This is a genomic window from Dickeya aquatica (genome assembly GCF_900095885.1).
GTDB classification, from domain to species: domain Bacteria; phylum Pseudomonadota; class Gammaproteobacteria; order Enterobacterales; family Enterobacteriaceae; genus Dickeya; species Dickeya aquatica.
Genome location: NZ_LT615367.1, coordinates 683,142 through 697,301 on the forward strand (window position 1 = coordinate 683,142; position 14,160 = coordinate 697,301).

The 14,160-nt window shown below is 49.8% G+C and carries 14 protein-coding genes and 2 tRNA genes; 14 read left to right on the forward strand and 2 right to left on the reverse strand.

The window, feature by feature from the left end:
• Nucleotides 1-43 precede the first annotated feature (43 nt).
• The 4 genes from rplU (at nt 44) to cgtA (ending at nt 3,130) form a co-directional block, all read left to right on the forward strand.
• Nucleotides 44-355, forward strand: coding sequence for a 50S ribosomal protein L21 (gene rplU / locus DAQ1742_RS03115; RefSeq protein WP_035339773.1), 312 nt, complete (start codon nt 44-46; stop codon nt 353-355).
• A 19-nt stretch (nt 356-374) separates the two neighbouring features.
• The gene (gene rpmA, locus DAQ1742_RS03120) at nt 375-632 is read left to right on the forward strand and encodes a 50S ribosomal protein L27 (RefSeq protein ID WP_035339775.1); all 258 of its coding nucleotides are present in this window, start codon (nt 375-377) and stop codon (nt 630-632) included.
• A gap of 110 nt (nt 633-742) precedes the next feature.
• Complete coding sequence (locus tag DAQ1742_RS03125; RefSeq protein ID WP_035339777.1) at nt 743-1,687, forward strand: DMT family transporter; 945 nt, start codon at nt 743-745, stop codon at nt 1,685-1,687.
• 267 nt (nt 1,688-1,954) lie between these two features.
• Nucleotides 1,955-3,130 (forward strand): Obg family GTPase CgtA, encoded by a 1,176-nt coding sequence (cgtA, locus tag DAQ1742_RS03130; protein WP_035339779.1) that lies wholly within the window; start codon nt 1,955-1,957, stop codon nt 3,128-3,130.
• 135 nt (nt 3,131-3,265) lie between these two features.
• Here the strand turns inward: cgtA and dacB are convergent, their stop codons facing one another.
• Nucleotides 3,266-4,699, reverse strand: a complete 1,434-nt coding sequence (gene dacB, locus DAQ1742_RS03135; RefSeq protein WP_035339781.1) for a serine-type D-Ala-D-Ala carboxypeptidase — start codon at nt 4,697-4,699, stop codon at nt 3,266-3,268.
• 265 nt (nt 4,700-4,964) lie between these two features.
• On the opposite strand from dacB, the gene greA reads away from it, so the two are divergent.
• Nucleotides 4,965-5,441 (forward strand): transcription elongation factor GreA, encoded by a 477-nt coding sequence (gene greA / locus DAQ1742_RS03140; RefSeq protein WP_035339784.1) that lies wholly within the window; start codon nt 4,965-4,967, stop codon nt 5,439-5,441.
• 125 nt (nt 5,442-5,566) lie between these two features.
• Here the strand turns inward: greA and yhbY are convergent, their stop codons facing one another.
• The gene (gene yhbY, locus DAQ1742_RS03145) at nt 5,567-5,860 is read right to left on the reverse strand and encodes a ribosome assembly RNA-binding protein YhbY (protein ID WP_035339786.1); all 294 of its coding nucleotides are present in this window, start codon (nt 5,858-5,860) and stop codon (nt 5,567-5,569) included.
• Between the two features lie 271 nt (nt 5,861-6,131).
• Here yhbY and rlmE point away from each other — a divergent pair, with 271 nt between their 5' ends.
• From rlmE to nusA, 9 genes are all read left to right on the forward strand, one after another.
• Nucleotides 6,132-6,761 (forward strand): 23S rRNA (uridine(2552)-2'-O)-methyltransferase RlmE, encoded by a 630-nt coding sequence (rlmE, locus tag DAQ1742_RS03150; RefSeq protein WP_035339788.1) that lies wholly within the window; start codon nt 6,132-6,134, stop codon nt 6,759-6,761.
• A gap of 47 nt (nt 6,762-6,808) precedes the next feature.
• Nucleotides 6,809-8,758 carry an ATP-dependent zinc metalloprotease FtsH gene (ftsH, locus tag DAQ1742_RS03155; protein WP_067486578.1) on the forward strand — a complete coding sequence of 650 codons (1,950 nt, stop codon included), beginning with the start codon at nt 6,809-6,811 and terminating at the stop codon, nt 8,756-8,758.
• A gap of 111 nt (nt 8,759-8,869) precedes the next feature.
• The gene (folP, locus tag DAQ1742_RS03160) at nt 8,870-9,703 is read left to right on the forward strand and encodes a dihydropteroate synthase (protein WP_035339790.1); all 834 of its coding nucleotides are present in this window, start codon (nt 8,870-8,872) and stop codon (nt 9,701-9,703) included.
• 9 nt (nt 9,704-9,712) lie between these two features.
• On the forward strand, nt 9,713-11,050 hold the full coding sequence (gene glmM, locus DAQ1742_RS03165; protein ID WP_035339792.1) for a phosphoglucosamine mutase: 1,338 nt from the start codon (nt 9,713-9,715) through the stop codon (nt 11,048-11,050).
• Between the two features lie 295 nt (nt 11,051-11,345).
• Entirely contained in the window at nt 11,346-11,681 is a 336-nt protein-coding gene (secG, locus tag DAQ1742_RS03170; RefSeq protein ID WP_035339794.1) for a preprotein translocase subunit SecG, read from the forward strand.
• 55 nt (nt 11,682-11,736) lie between these two features.
• A tRNA-Leu gene (locus tag DAQ1742_RS03175) sits at nt 11,737-11,823 on the forward strand.
• Between the two features lie 59 nt (nt 11,824-11,882).
• Nucleotides 11,883-11,959, forward strand: a tRNA-Met gene (locus DAQ1742_RS03180).
• 221 nt (nt 11,960-12,180) lie between these two features.
• The gene (rimP, locus tag DAQ1742_RS03185; RefSeq protein WP_035345723.1) at nt 12,181-12,633 is read left to right on the forward strand and encodes a ribosome maturation factor RimP; all 453 of its coding nucleotides are present in this window, start codon (nt 12,181-12,183) and stop codon (nt 12,631-12,633) included.
• 21 nt (nt 12,634-12,654) lie between these two features.
• Nucleotides 12,655-14,145: a transcription termination factor NusA gene (gene nusA, locus DAQ1742_RS03190; RefSeq protein ID WP_035339796.1), complete on the forward strand. Its 1,491-nt coding sequence runs from the start codon at nt 12,655-12,657 to the stop codon at nt 14,143-14,145.
• The last annotated feature ends 15 nt before the right edge of the window (nt 14,146-14,160 follow it).

Genomic DNA, 14,160 nt, shown 5'->3' on the forward strand with positions numbered 1-14,160 from the left:
GCTTCAAATCATTCATGAAAGCACGCGGAAAGCGGAGTTTTATATGTACGCAGTTTTCCAAAGTGGTGGTAAACAACACCGAGTAAGCGAAGGCCAGACCGTTCGCTTGGAAAAGCTGGACATCGCAACCGGTGAAGCTGTTGAGTTTGACCAGGTTCTGATGGTTGCCAATGGTGATGATGTCAAAATCGGCGTTCCTTTCGTCGATGGCGGCAAAATCAAGGCCGAAGTTGTTGCTCACGGTCGTGGCGAGAAAGTTAAAATCGTTAAGTTTCGTCGCCGTAAACACTACCGTAAGCAGGCTGGCCATCGTCAGTGGTTCACTGACGTGAAAATCACTGGCATCAGCGCTTAAGTTTTAGGAGAGCGGATTAATGGCACACAAAAAAGCTGGCGGTTCTACTCGTAACGGCCGCGACTCAGAAAGCAAACGCCTTGGTGTAAAACGCTTTGGCGGTGAATCAGTTCTGGCTGGCAGCATCATCGTTCGTCAGCGTGGCACCAAATTCCACGCTGGTAGCAACGTAGGTTGTGGTAAAGACCACACCCTGTTTGCTCTGTCTAACGGCAAAGTGAAATTTGAAGTTAAAGGCCCGAACAACCGTAAATACATCAGCATCGTTGCTGAGTAATTATCCGGTATCAGGTTGAATCAAAAAGCCCTGCAACGTGTTGCAGGGCTTTTTACATTTGGGTCGTAAAGCAGAATGCGCAATAAAAAAGTGATAATACAGGTGATGTAATGAAACAGAATGCTGGCATCGGATTTTGTCTGGCGCTGACCACGGCGGTATGTTGGGGGGCGCTACCAATCGCGATGAAGCAGGTTCTGGTGGTGATGGAGCCCTACACCATCGTCTGGTATCGTTTTTTGATTGCGTCAGTCGGGCTTGGGCTCTTTCTCTATCGAAAAGGTGCATTGCCACAGGCCCGTTTATTTAATCATCAGCGCTGGTGGGTTCTGCTTTTAATAGCCACGGGCGGGTTGCTCGGTAACTTCGTTTTATTCAGTTCATCGTTGCAATACCTAAGTCCAACGGCTTCACAGGTTATCGGGCAGCTATCAACAGTAGGATTGATGGTTGCAAGCGTAGTGATCCTTAAAGAAAAAATGCGGCTGAATCAGGTGATTGGTGCGGGTGTGCTGATTGCTGGCTTGCTAATGTTTTTCAACAATAGCCTGACTGAACTGTTCACCCGGCTGACGGATTATACGCTGGGGATTCTCCTTGGCATTTGTGCCTCTGCCGTCTGGGTGGCGTATGGGGTTGCGCAGAAAGTGTTACTGCGTCGGCTAACTTCACAGCAATTGCTCTTTTTGCTCTATTCCCTCTGTGTGCTTTTTATTACGCCGCTGGCAAAGCCAGCCGTACTGATGCAGCTGTCTGGCTGGCAACTGGCCTGCCTGCTATTTTGCGGCGCGAATACGTTGGTGGGGTATGGTGCATTGGCTGAAGCCATGGCGCGCTGGCAGGCCGCTCAGGTGAGTACCATTATTACGCTGACCCCGTTGTTTACACTGTTGTTTTCCGATTTGCTGTCGCTGGCCTGGCCGACGGTATTTTCAGCCCCTTCACTCAATATGCTCGGCTATGTTGGTGCATTTGTGGTTGTGGCCGGGGCGATGTTTGCGGCCGTTGGTCATCATCTTATCGCTTTTAGACGAGGCACGGTTTCAGCCAAGTGATGCGGTTTCAGAGGAAAAATGCCCGTGCTATAAAATAGGCAGGATGAAGAGAATCGGCGCTGATTATTTTTAATACAGGTGAAATCCTTGCGCCAAGCAGGTACAATCAGCGCCCTTTTATCAGAACGGTTCTGATGCGTCGGTTTTCCAATGGCAGATGACATGCTACGGTTATCTGTCATCAATTCAGGTTTTTGCGCCAAAGAGAACCAATAAATTATTCAAACGCGTCGATCATTCTCTATTGGTTTTTTGCGGAGACAGTTCATGAAGTTTGTAGATGAGGCCACCATTCTGGTGGTGGCAGGTGATGGTGGTAATGGCTGTGTCAGCTTCCGCCGTGAAAAGTACATACCCAACGGTGGCCCGGACGGCGGTGACGGTGGTGACGGTGGTGACGTTTATCTGCTGGCAGATGAAAACCTCAATACCCTGATTGACTACCGTTTTGAGAAATCTTTCCGCGCTGAACGTGGCCAGAACGGCCAAAGCCGTGACTGTACCGGCAAGCGGGGTAAAGACATTACTATCAAAGTGCCGGTAGGCACCCGGGTGTTAGATAAAAGCACGGGAGAAGTGCTGGGCGATATGACCCGTCATCAGCAGCAATTGATGGTTGCCAAAGGTGGCTGGCATGGCCTGGGTAATACGCGTTTTAAATCTTCCGTGAATCGAGCGCCAAGACAGAAAACCAATGGTACACCGGGCGAAGAACGTGAATTGCTGCTTGAGTTGTTGCTGTTAGCCGATGTGGGTATGTTGGGGCTGCCCAATGCGGGTAAATCAACATTTATTCGTGCAGTTTCAGCGGCTAAACCTAAAGTGGCAGACTATCCCTTTACCACACTGGTACCCAGTCTGGGGGTGGTGCGTATGGATAGTGAGCAGAGCTTTGTGGTGGCGGATATTCCCGGCCTCATTGAGGGAGCATCAGACGGTGCAGGGCTTGGCATTCGTTTCCTGAAACATCTTGAGCGTTGCCGAGTGTTGCTGCATCTTATCGATCTGGCTCCGATCGATGAGTCTGATCCTATCGAAAATGCCAAAGTGATCGTCAACGAATTGCAGTGCTACAGCGCCGATCTTGCGGAAAAGCCACGCTGGCTGGTATTTAATAAGGTCGATTTGCTTGATAAAGCCGAAGCCGAAAAACGCGCTAAAGACATTGCAACGGCACTAGGCTGGGAAGGCAAATATTACCTTATCTCTGCGGCTAGCCGTGAAGGTGTGAATGCACTGTGCTGGGATGTGATGAGTTTCCTGAATACGCAACCGAAAGCCATGGAAGAACACGAGAGCAAAGCGCCAGAGAAAGTGGATTTCATGTGGGACGACTACCACCGTGAACAACTGGAGGCGGCGCAGGCGGAAGCAGAAGAAGAATGGGATGATGACTGGGATGAAGATGATGATGAGGGTGTGGAAATTGTTTATCAGCGCTGAGTGCCTGCGTTGACTTTCATCGTCAAATAAGTATTGATGCCACGATAAAACGCTCCATCTAAAAGTTTGCTTGTTAGTTGTGTATGTTTCCCTTATCTGCCTGGCAGATAAGGGAATTTTTTATGTGATTCTCGGTCAGTTATTTTGGTAGATGTCTTTATAAACTCGGCTTTCGAAACGCACCAGTGGAATGCGCCTTTCTTTTTGATCTTCTGGTGGCACGGCATAGCCGGACAGGTATTGCACAAATGCCATACGTTGACCGCTGGCTGTGGTAATGAATCCAGCCAGATTATAGACGCCTTGCAAGGCCCCCGTTTTCGCTGAAACTTTGCCATCAAGCCCGGCTTCGTGCAGGCCACCGCGATAGCGCAGCGTGCCGTCATAACCGGCCAGTGGCAGCATCTTAATGTAGTTCAGCTCTGTATCATGTTGAGCTATATATTGCAGAACCTGCATCATGGTGGCGGGAGCGATAAGGTTGTGTCTGGATAAGCCGGAGCCATCAACGATGATGGTGTTGCCAAGGTCGATACCTGCTTTCTGGCGCAATATCTGACGTACTGCATCAGAGCCGGCCCGCCAGGTCCCCGGTACTTTAAATCGTTCATGACCGATGGTGCGAAATACCGTGTCTGCAATCATGTTGTCTGATTTTTTGAGCATGGTCGTCAATAAGTCATGCAGCGGTTCGGATTGCGTTTGTGTTAACACCGTTCCCGCCGTACCCGGCAAGCTTTGGCGACGTAAACTGCCTGTGAGATGTATCTCTGCTTGCTGCAATTCATCCTTAACGATGGCTCCGGCGTAGCTGGCTCCATCCTGAACTGCGAACGCCAGAGGCAGCGGCTCTGCCCGCTGTGTCAGACAACCGGTAACAGTAAACCGGTTAAGCTCCCCTGGCACCACATCCAGTTCGCAATATGGCGCATCCGGTGAGCCTTTTGCCAGCGTTCTAACCTCGCTGAACATATGTACTGGGTAATAAGAGGCAACGCGAATAAACGCGTTTTCTCCCGCTTTAGGGGCACTGTAGAGTGAAATGGAGAAACAGTTTTTATCGACAATGGCTGCCGCAGGGGGAGCACTGAAGCATTGTGTCATGTCATTCCAGGGCCAGCCTGGCGCTTTATCATGGCTGGAAAATACCGAGGTATCGATCAGAACATCACCATTAATCTCGCGCAGCCCACGTTTTTTCAGTTCCTGTACCATGTTTCGAATTTGCTGACGTTTGAGCGAAGGATCGCCACTGAACCGTACAATCAGATTGCCGCGCAATACGCCGTTTGAGACCGAGCCGTGGCTTTCCATTGTGGTGACAAAACGATAGTCTGGACCCAGTTGCAGCAGTGCTGCCAGCGCGGTAATGACTTTCTGTGTACTGGCTGGCAGCGCCATTTGCTGGCTGTGATAGTCGATAGCAGGAGCAGATGCTCCCACTTTTTGGGCTATCAGTGCCAGATTGGCTCCATCAGGTAAATATTTCGTATATTCATCAATGGGAGCTGCCGCCACATTCAGGGCGATAGCACAAAGAAAGCCAGTCAGAATCGATAAAAAACGCATAATCTCAACTAAGTACCGGGAAACGAGGTGGTCATACTACGGCGCATCAAGGGCTAAAGTAAACGATGACCCTACCGGAACTCTGGGGTAAAATGCGTATCAAAATGCAAAAACGCGTCTGGTCTGGAACGAAAATTCCGGGCTAGGCTGTTTTTGTTTAAATTGTCAGAATGCACTGGCATGGAGAGATTCCGTTGCAGGTGATTTTACCGCATCAGGATGACGGTGACGTGAGCCGTACGGATTTTTTAGAGGTAGTGACAATATGAAACAATTTCCGATGACGTTGCGTGGTGCTGAAAAGTTACGCGAAGAACTGGAACACCTGAAGATGGTGCGTCGCCCCGAGATCATTGCTGCTATCGCAGATGCGCGTGAACATGGCGATTTAAAAGAGAACGCCGAGTATCATGCCGCCCGTGAGCAGCAAGGTTTCTGTGAAGGCCGGATTCAGGAGATTGAAGCCAAACTGTCTAATGCCCAAATCATTGATGTCACGAAAATGGCTGCGAATGGGCGTGTTATTTTTGGCTCTACAGTAACGGTAATGAATCTGGATACTGAAGAGGAGCAAACTTACCGTATCGTGGGCGATGATGAAGCGGATTTTAAACAAAATCTGATTTCTGTTAACTCACCGATTGCTCGTGGTCTGATCGGCAAGGAAGGTGATGATGTCGTGACGATCACTACGCCTGGCGGCGTTGTTGAATATGAGATCCTGAAGGTGGAATATCTTTAATTTATTCAGATAATCCGCTGTGATGGTAATTTGTAAAGAAAGGAAAAAGGCCGATATCGGCCTTTTTTCTCACCAGCAGGTCATGGAACCTTGCGGTGAAACAAGGTACCCTGAACGGGAAAATGTTAACGCGGCAACACAATCTTGCGTTCTTTTGACGCACGATAGAGCACCAGTGTATGGCCAATGACCTGAACATTGCTGGCACCGGTTTCGCGCAGAATGGCTTCGACAATCAACCCTTTGGTTTCGCGATCTTCGGTGGCAATTTTCACCTTGATCAGTTCATGATGCTCTAGTGCCTGCTCGATTTCAGCCAGGACACCTTCGGTAAGGCCGTTATTGCCAAGCATAACAACCGGTTTTAACGGGTGGGCCAAGCCTTTCAGGTGTTGTTTTTGTTTATTACTCAGATTCATCGTCTTTTTTGCTTAGGTTAGGATTGAAAACAGACCATTCTACCGCCATCTCATGATTATCACCAATCCGGCTATAATGATTGGCTATCATTGATGACACTGTCTATGGTGTAGGCCCTGCGTCAAGTCACTGGCTGTGACGCAGCAAAGGGTGCAAGAGAGCAACCTAAAGAAACGCGGTCTAGAGCAATACTGATTCAAACAATACAGATTCAGAATAACAGCGGCTTCAAGACAATAACTGGTTTAATCAATAATAGTTGGAAAATCGATGGCTAACAAAAAGCGTTCTGCAAGCTCAACCCGCTGGTTGCAGGAACACTTTAGCGATAAATATGTACAGCAGGCGCAGAAAAAAGGGCTTCGTTCACGCGCTTGGTTTAAACTTGATGAAATACAGCAAACTGACAGGCTGTTTAAACCCGGAATGACCGTGGTTGACCTGGGGGCGGCACCCGGTGGGTGGTCACAATATGTGGTCAGCCAAATCGGTGGTAAAGGGCGTGTGATTGCATGCGATCTTTTGCCGATGGATCCGATTGTTGGTGTCGATTTTCTTCAAGGCGACTTTCGTGATGAATTAGTGCTCAAAACCCTGATGGAAAGGGTGGGAGACCAAAAAGTTCAGGTGGTGATGTCAGACATGGCCCCGAACATGAGTGGTACCCCGGCGGTTGATATTCCTCGTGCTATGTATCTGGTGGAGCTTGCGCTGGAAATGTGCCGGGATGTGTTGGCTCCGGGTGGCAGTTTTGTAGTGAAAGTCTTTCAGGGCGTGGGATTCGATGAGTATCTGCGCGAGATTCGCTCCCTGTTTACGACGGTTAAGATTCGTAAGCCAGATGCTTCTCGAGCCCGGTCTCGTGAGGTGTACATTGTAGCGACAGGCCGTAAACTGTAGTACTCTGACGCTATTTTTTAATACAGTTGTAATATGAGGTTAATCCCTTGAGTGACATGGCGAAAAACCTGATTCTCTGGTTAGTCATCGCGGTGGTGCTGATGTCTGTATTCCAGAGCTTTGGGCCCAGCGAGTCGAATGGCCGTAGGGTGGATTATTCAACCTTTTTGACTGAAGTGAATCAGGATCAGGTCCGTGAAGCACGAATCAACGGGCGCGAGGTCAATGTTGTCAAAAAAGACAGCAGTCGCTACACCACATACATCCCTGTCAACGATCCAAAACTGCTGGATAACCTCCTGACCAAAAACGTGAAAGTGGTCGGTGAACCGCCTGAAGAGCCAAGCCTGCTGGCTTCTATCTTCATTTCCTGGTTCCCGATGCTGCTGCTAATTGGTGTCTGGATTTTCTTCATGCGCCAGATGCAGGGTGGCGGCGGTAAAGGTGCGATGTCTTTTGGTAAAAGCAAAGCTCGCATGCTGACGGAAGACCAGATAAAAACCACCTTCTCTGATGTTGCCGGTTGTGATGAGGCCAAAGAGGAAGTGGCCGAATTGGTGGAGTATTTGCGTGAGCCTAGCCGCTTTCAAAAATTGGGCGGTAAAATTCCCAAAGGCGTGCTGATGGTTGGCCCGCCGGGGACAGGTAAAACACTGCTGGCGAAAGCTATCGCTGGTGAAGCCAAAGTTCCTTTCTTCACCATTTCTGGTTCTGATTTTGTCGAGATGTTTGTCGGGGTCGGTGCATCACGCGTACGTGACATGTTTGAGCAGGCTAAAAAAGCCGCGCCCTGCATCATCTTTATTGATGAAATCGATGCTGTTGGTCGTCAGCGCGGTGCTGGTCTTGGCGGTGGGCATGATGAACGTGAGCAGACGCTTAACCAGATGCTGGTTGAGATGGATGGCTTCGAAGGCAATGAGGGCATCATTGTTATTGCTGCGACTAACCGACCTGATGTGCTTGACCCTGCGCTATTGCGCCCCGGTCGTTTTGACCGTCAGGTAGTGGTTGGTTTACCGGATGTGCGTGGACGTGAGCAGATTCTTAAAGTTCACATGCGCCGTGTACCATTATCACCGGATATTGATGCCTCGGTGATTGCGCGTGGTACGCCAGGCTTCTCAGGTGCCGATCTGGCTAACCTGGTCAACGAAGCGGCATTGTTTGCTGCCCGCGGCAATAAGCGTGTTGTATCGATGGTTGAGTTCGAAAAGGCGAAAGACAAAATCATGATGGGCGCTGAGCGCCGCTCCATGGTGATGACGGAAGCCCAGAAAGAGTCCACCGCTTACCATGAAGCCGGTCATGCCATTATCGGGCGGCTTGTGCCTGAACATGACCCGGTGCATAAGGTGACGATTATCCCTCGTGGCCGTGCTTTAGGGGTAACGTTCTTCCTGCCGGAGGGGGATGCTATCAGTGCCAGCCGCCAGAAACTGGAAAGCCAGATTTCTACGCTTTATGGCGGTCGTCTTGCTGAAGAGATCATTTATGGCCCGGAGCATGTCTCTACCGGTGCCTCTAACGACATTAAAGTGGCGACGTCTATTGCTCGCAATATGGTGACACAGTGGGGGTTCTCGGAAAAACTGGGGCCATTGCTGTATGCGGAAGAGGAAGGGGAAGTTTTCCTTGGCCGTTCTGTTGCGAAAGCCAAGCATATGTCTGATGAGACTGCCCGTATTATCGATCAGGAAGTGAAAGCACTGATTGAACGTAACTATCTGCGTGCCCGCGAATTGTTGATGTCCAACATGGATATTCTGCATTCGATGAAAGATGCGCTGATGAAATACGAAACGATTGATGCGCCACAAATTGATGATCTTATGGCTCGCAAAGATGTTCGTCCTCCCGCTGGCTGGGAAGAACCGACGTCGGGTGGAAATACATCGTCATCGGACAACGGCGGTGCACCTAAATCGCCTGCTCAGGTGGATGAACCAGCACCGACATCTGATAACACAGTGTCTGGTCCGTTGAACGATAAATAACAGAACATCCGTCACCTGATAGGATCGTTATCGACCTCAAACCCCGGCTTGCCGGGGTTTTTTACTGGTGACTCAGGACTGATACCCAGCCTGAAAACGTAAGAGGTAAAAATGAAATTAAATGTGCGCGGTGAGGTGCTAGACCTCTCCTGCCCCCAGGTGATGGGAATATTAAATGTCACGCCAGACTCTTTCTCTGATGGTGGCCGTCACAATACGTTGAATGCCGCGTTGATCCATGCTGAACAAATGATTACCGCAGGCGCGACTTTCATTGATATTGGCGGTGAATCTACCCGGCCAGGTGCTGATGAAGTGAGTGTCGAAGAGGAATTGGAGCGGGTCGTTCCTGTAGTAGAAGCGCTGGCGCAGCGTTTCGAAATCTGGATTTCCGTCGATACGTCCAAGCCTGAGGTGATAACCGCTTGTGCTGAAGCGGGCGCACATCTTATTAATGATATTCGTGCGCTGGGCGAACCGGGGGCGCTTGAAGCCGCGGCGGCAACCGGCTTGCCAGTCTGTCTGATGCATATGCAAGGGATACCGAAAACCATGCAACACACGCCGCATTATGACGATGTGGTGGGTGAGGTCGCGATGTTTTTTGAGCATCATATTGAACGTTGTGCCACTGCGGGGATTGCCCGCGAACGGTTGTTACTGGATCCAGGTTTCGGTTTCGGCAAGAATTTGCAGCATAATTACCGTCTTCTTGCACATCTGGACGCATTGCACCGCTTTGGTTTACCGCTATTGGTGGGGATGTCCAGAAAATCGATGATTGGGCAATTGCTGGGTGTTCCACCGCTTGAACGTATTCATGGCAGTGTCGCGTGCGCGGTTATTGCTGCGATGCAGGGGGCTCACATCATTCGGGTCCACGATGTAAAAGCGACGGTTGATGCAATACGTGTCGTTGAAGCAACGCTTTCAGAAAAGGAATAACAATAGATTATGAGCAGTCGCAAATATTTTGGCACTGATGGTATTCGAGGTAAGGTCGGCGACCTGCCTATCACTCCTGATTTTGTCTTAAAACTGGGATGGGCCGCCGGGCAGGTTTTGGCCCGCCATGGCTCCAGAAAAATCATTATCGGCAAAGATACCCGCATTTCCGGTTATATGCTGGAGTCAGCCCTGGAAGCCGGTCTGGCTGCTGCTGGCTTGTCTGCTTCTTTTACAGGACCGATGCCGACGCCTGCCGTTGCTTACCTGACACGCACCTTCCGTGCAGAAGCCGGGATTGTGATATCTGCTTCACACAATCCTTATTACGATAATGGCATTAAGTTTTTTTCAATTGATGGCACAAAATTACCTGATGATGTAGAGGAAGCGATAGAAGCGGAGATGGAGAAACCATTAACGTGCGTCGAATCTGCTGAACTGGGTAAAGCCAACCGTATTGTTGATGCCGCAGGTCGCTATATCGAGTTTTGCAAAGGCACATTCCCTGGCGAGCTGAGCCTGAACGGTTTGAAGATTGTTGTTGATTGTGCGAACGGTGCAACCTATCACATTGCTCCTAGCGTATTACGTGAACTCGGCGCAAAAGTGATTGCGATTGGCTGTGAGCCTGATGGCATGAATATTAACGAGCAATGTGGCGCGACGGATGTTACCCAGCTTCAGGCTCGTGTGCTGGCAGAAAAAGCTGATGTGGGACTGGCATTTGATGGCGATGGCGATCGCCTTATGATGGTTGATCATCTCGGCAATAAGGTCGATGGCGATCAAATTCTTTATATCATTGCCCGAGAGGCTCTGCGTCAAGGTCAACTACGTGGTGGCGCGGTTGGAACACTGATGAGCAATATGGGCCTGGAGCTGGCATTAAAACAGCTGGGTATTCCGTTTGCGCGCGCTAAAGTTGGTGACCGTTATGTGCTTGAACTGATGCAATTACGAGGGTGGCGGATTGGCGCTGAGAATTCAGGGCACGTTATTTTGCTGGATAAAACCACGACGGGGGATGGCATCATCGCCGCGTTACAGGTATTGACGGCAATTGTACGTAATCATATGAGTCTGCATGATCTGTGCAGCGGTATGACATTATTTCCACAAGTTCTGGTGAATGTACGCTTCAATGGTGAGGGTAACCCACTGGAAAGTGAGCCGGTCAGGCAAGTCACCCGCATGGTGGAAGAACAGCTTTCCGGCCGGGGGCGTGTACTGTTACGTAAATCTGGCACTGAACCGCTAATTCGTGTCATGGTTGAAGGTGAAGATGAAGCAACGGTAACGCAGATGGCAAATAAAATTGCAGATGCGGTAAGGGCGGCCGGGTAAATTTTTATGCACGGCACAGATGATAGGGCGGTGGTTTTCTGTGCCTGCGCCCCACCGCCAGTAGGAAATGGCATGTTAAAGTTACCCGTTTAGTACTGTTTTTGCTCTTTGTGGTGGTTTTTTCTGCAAATGATTCCAGCGAGATAAATTACCCTTGCGCACCTCAGAGGCTTTGGTTAGTATTCAGACCCGCTTTGTAGAGGATGTTGTTAGTCCTGCTCGGTCAATAGCGGGTAAACGCAAAACTTATTGATACCTCACCTGATTTAAGATGAGGCGAATAACGGGTACAACTATGTACGAAGCTCTTCTGGTTATTTTCCTGCTATCAGCAATCGGACTTGTTGGTCTTATTATGCTACAGCAAGGTAAAGGTGCAGATATGGGCGCGTCGTTCGGAGCCGGAGCTTCCGCTACGCTGTTTGGCTCTAGTGGTTCAGGCAACTTTATGACCCGAATGACGGCGCTGTTTGCCACGCTGTTTTTCGTACTCAGTCTGATTCTGGGCAACATGAGTTCCGGCCACGGCAAAAAAAGCAGTGAGTGGGAAAACCTGAATCAGCCAGCTGCGCCGGCGAAAGCCGAGCAAACTAAAGCGCCAGCTGCACCGTCAAGCGATATTCCTAAATAATCGCGGACGTCTTACCAGCAGTGCCACCATGCTGCTGGTAATAGCAAATTGTGATGCCGAGGTGGTGGAATTGGTAGACACGCTACCTTGAGGTGGTAGTGCCCGATTGGGCTTACGGGTTCAAGTCCCGTCCTCGGTACCAATCCTATAGATAACTTGCAATTTAGCGGTTGTCAGCGTAGTATTTGCCACGTTTTCGGACGCGGGGTGGAGCAGCTTGGTAGCTCGTCGGGCTCATAACCCGAAGGTCGTCGGTTCAAATCCGGCCCCCGCAACCACTTAACTTCCCAGAAAAGTTTTTTTTCAAATAAACTGTATTGCACCAGATTATGCCCGGTACGGTGGGTTTTGAAAGAATACTTCATGGTAAGTGACACTACAGCTTCGCTGTGGTAAACAGGGTCCAGTTGCATAAAGCCCCGATATCTCGGGGTTTTTTGTTATCTGACAACAGAATGACTGGGCTATTAGGCCCTTTTTTTATGTCTTGGGGGTGGGCTTGTCCACATTAGAACAAAAGTTAACAGAGATGATTTCGGCACCTGTTGAAGCCCTTGGCTATGAACTGGTGGGCATTGAGTTCATCCGGGGACGCCAGTCTACACTGCGTATCTATATTGATAGTGAAGATGGCATCACTGTTGATGATTGTGCTGATGTCAGCCACCAGGTCAGTGCGGTGCTGGATGTCGAAGATCCTATATCCGTTGCCTATAACCTGGAAGTGTCATCGCCAGGTCTGGAACGTCCTCTTTTTACTGCGGCGCATTATGCGCGTTTCCTCAATGAGGAAGTTAGCCTGGTGTTGCGTATGGCCGTCCAGAATCGCCGCAAGTGGCAAGGTATCATTAAATTTGTTGAAGGTGAGATGATTACTGTCACGGTGGAAGGCAAAGATGAAGTGTTCGCGCTGAGCAACATCCAGAAAGCGAATCTGGTACCCCACTTTTAAAGTTTGGATGAGGCAACTAGGATGAATAAAGAGATTCTGGCTGTTGTTGAAGCGGTTTCCAATGAAAAGGCTGTACCGCGCGAGAAGATTTTTGAAGCGCTAGAAACGGCGCTTGCGACAGCAACAAAGAAAAAATACGAACAGGAAATCGACGTACGCGTTTGCATTGATCGCAAAACGGGAGATTTCGATACGTTCCGTCGTTGGCAGGTGGTGAACGAAGTTACCCTGCCGACGCGTGAAATCACGTTAGATGCGGCCCAATTTGAAGACCCTTCGATAGATCTCGGCGGTTACATTGAAGATCAAATTGAATCAGTAACCTTTGACCGTATTACCACTCAAACTGCCAAGCAGGTTATCGTCCAGAAGGTTCGTGAAGCTGAGCGAGCTATGGTGGTTGACCAATTCCGTGAGCAGGAAGGCGAAATTGTCACCGGTGTCGTGAAAAAGGTAAATCGCGATAATATTAGCCTGGACTTAGGCAACAATGCTGAAGCCGTTATTGGCCGAGAAGATATGTTGCCGCGTGAAAATTTCCGTCCTGGGGATCGTATCCGTGGTGTGTTGTACGCGGTTCGCCCTGAAGCTCGCGGCGCTCAGCTGTTTGTCAGCCGTTCCCGCCCTGAAATGCTGATTGAACTGTTCCGCATCGAAGTGCCTGAAATTGGTGAAGAAGTTATTGAGATTAAAGCCGCCGCTCGTGACCCTGGGTCTCGTGCCAAAATCGCGGTAAAAACGAACGACAAACGTATTGACCCGGTCGGGGCATGCGTAGGTATGCGTGGTGCGCGCGTTCAGGCGGTTTCCAGCGAATTGGGTGGGGAGCGTATTGATATCGTGCTGTGGGATGATAATCCGGCACAATTTGTCATCAATGCGATGGCACCCGCAGATGTGGCTTCTATCGTGGTGGATGAAGATAAACACACCATGGATATTGCTGTCGAGGCTGGCAATCTGGCCCAGGCTATCGGCCGTAATGGTCAAAACGTTCGACTCGCCTCCCAACTGAGTGGCTGGGAACTGAACGTTATGACGATTGAAGATTTGCAGGCGAAACATCAGGCTGAAGCACACGCAGCCATTGATGTCTTCACCAAATATCTTGATGTTGACGAAGAGTTTGCTACCGCACTGGTTGAAGAGGGTTTCTCATCGCTTGAAGAACTGGCTTATGTACCTATGCATGAGCTGCAAGAGATTGACGGGCTTGATGAAGAAACCATTGAAGCACTGCGTGAACGGGCTAAAGCAGCCTTGACGACGCTGGCGCTGGCTAATGAAGAGAATCGTGGTGGTGGCCAGCCTGCGGAAGATTTGCTGAATTTACCATCGCTCTCGCGCGAAATGGCGTTTAAACTGGCTGCCTGTGGTGTGTGCACGCTGGAAGATCTTGCTGAGCAGGGCGTCGATGACCTGACAGATATTGAAGGGCTTGATGAAGAAAAAGCCGGTGAGCTGATTATGGCTGCACGCAATATCTGTTGGTTTGGTGGCAGTAACGAATAACGAACTGTAGCAGGA

Excerpts from the sequence above, each read along its gene's own strand:
- rplU (WP_035339773.1), top strand. The coding sequence starts at position 44 with ATGTACGCAGTTTTCCAAAGTGGTGGTAAACAACACCGAGTAAGCGAA.
- DAQ1742_RS03125 (WP_035339777.1), top strand. The coding sequence starts at position 743 with ATGAAACAGAATGCTGGCATCGGATTTTGTCTGGCGCTGACCACGGCG.
- glmM (WP_035339792.1), top strand. The coding sequence starts at position 9,713 with ATGAGCAGTCGCAAATATTTTGGCACTGATGGTATTCGAGGTAAGGTC.
- cgtA (WP_035339779.1), top strand. The coding sequence starts at position 1,955 with ATGAAGTTTGTAGATGAGGCCACCATTCTGGTGGTGGCAGGTGATGGT.
- nusA (WP_035339796.1), top strand. The coding sequence starts at position 12,655 with ATGAATAAAGAGATTCTGGCTGTTGTTGAAGCGGTTTCCAATGAAAAG.
- rlmE (WP_035339788.1), top strand. The coding sequence starts at position 6,132 with ATGGCTAACAAAAAGCGTTCTGCAAGCTCAACCCGCTGGTTGCAGGAA.
- yhbY (WP_035339786.1), bottom strand. The coding sequence starts at position 5,860 with ATGAATCTGAGTAATAAACAAAAACAACACCTGAAAGGCTTGGCCCAC.
- rpmA (WP_035339775.1), top strand. The coding sequence starts at position 375 with ATGGCACACAAAAAAGCTGGCGGTTCTACTCGTAACGGCCGCGACTCA.
- greA (WP_035339784.1), top strand. The coding sequence starts at position 4,965 with ATGAAACAATTTCCGATGACGTTGCGTGGTGCTGAAAAGTTACGCGAA.
- secG (WP_035339794.1), top strand. The coding sequence starts at position 11,346 with ATGTACGAAGCTCTTCTGGTTATTTTCCTGCTATCAGCAATCGGACTT.
- folP (WP_035339790.1), top strand. The coding sequence starts at position 8,870 with ATGAAATTAAATGTGCGCGGTGAGGTGCTAGACCTCTCCTGCCCCCAG.
- dacB (WP_035339781.1), bottom strand. The coding sequence starts at position 4,699 with ATGCGTTTTTTATCGATTCTGACTGGCTTTCTTTGTGCTATCGCCCTG.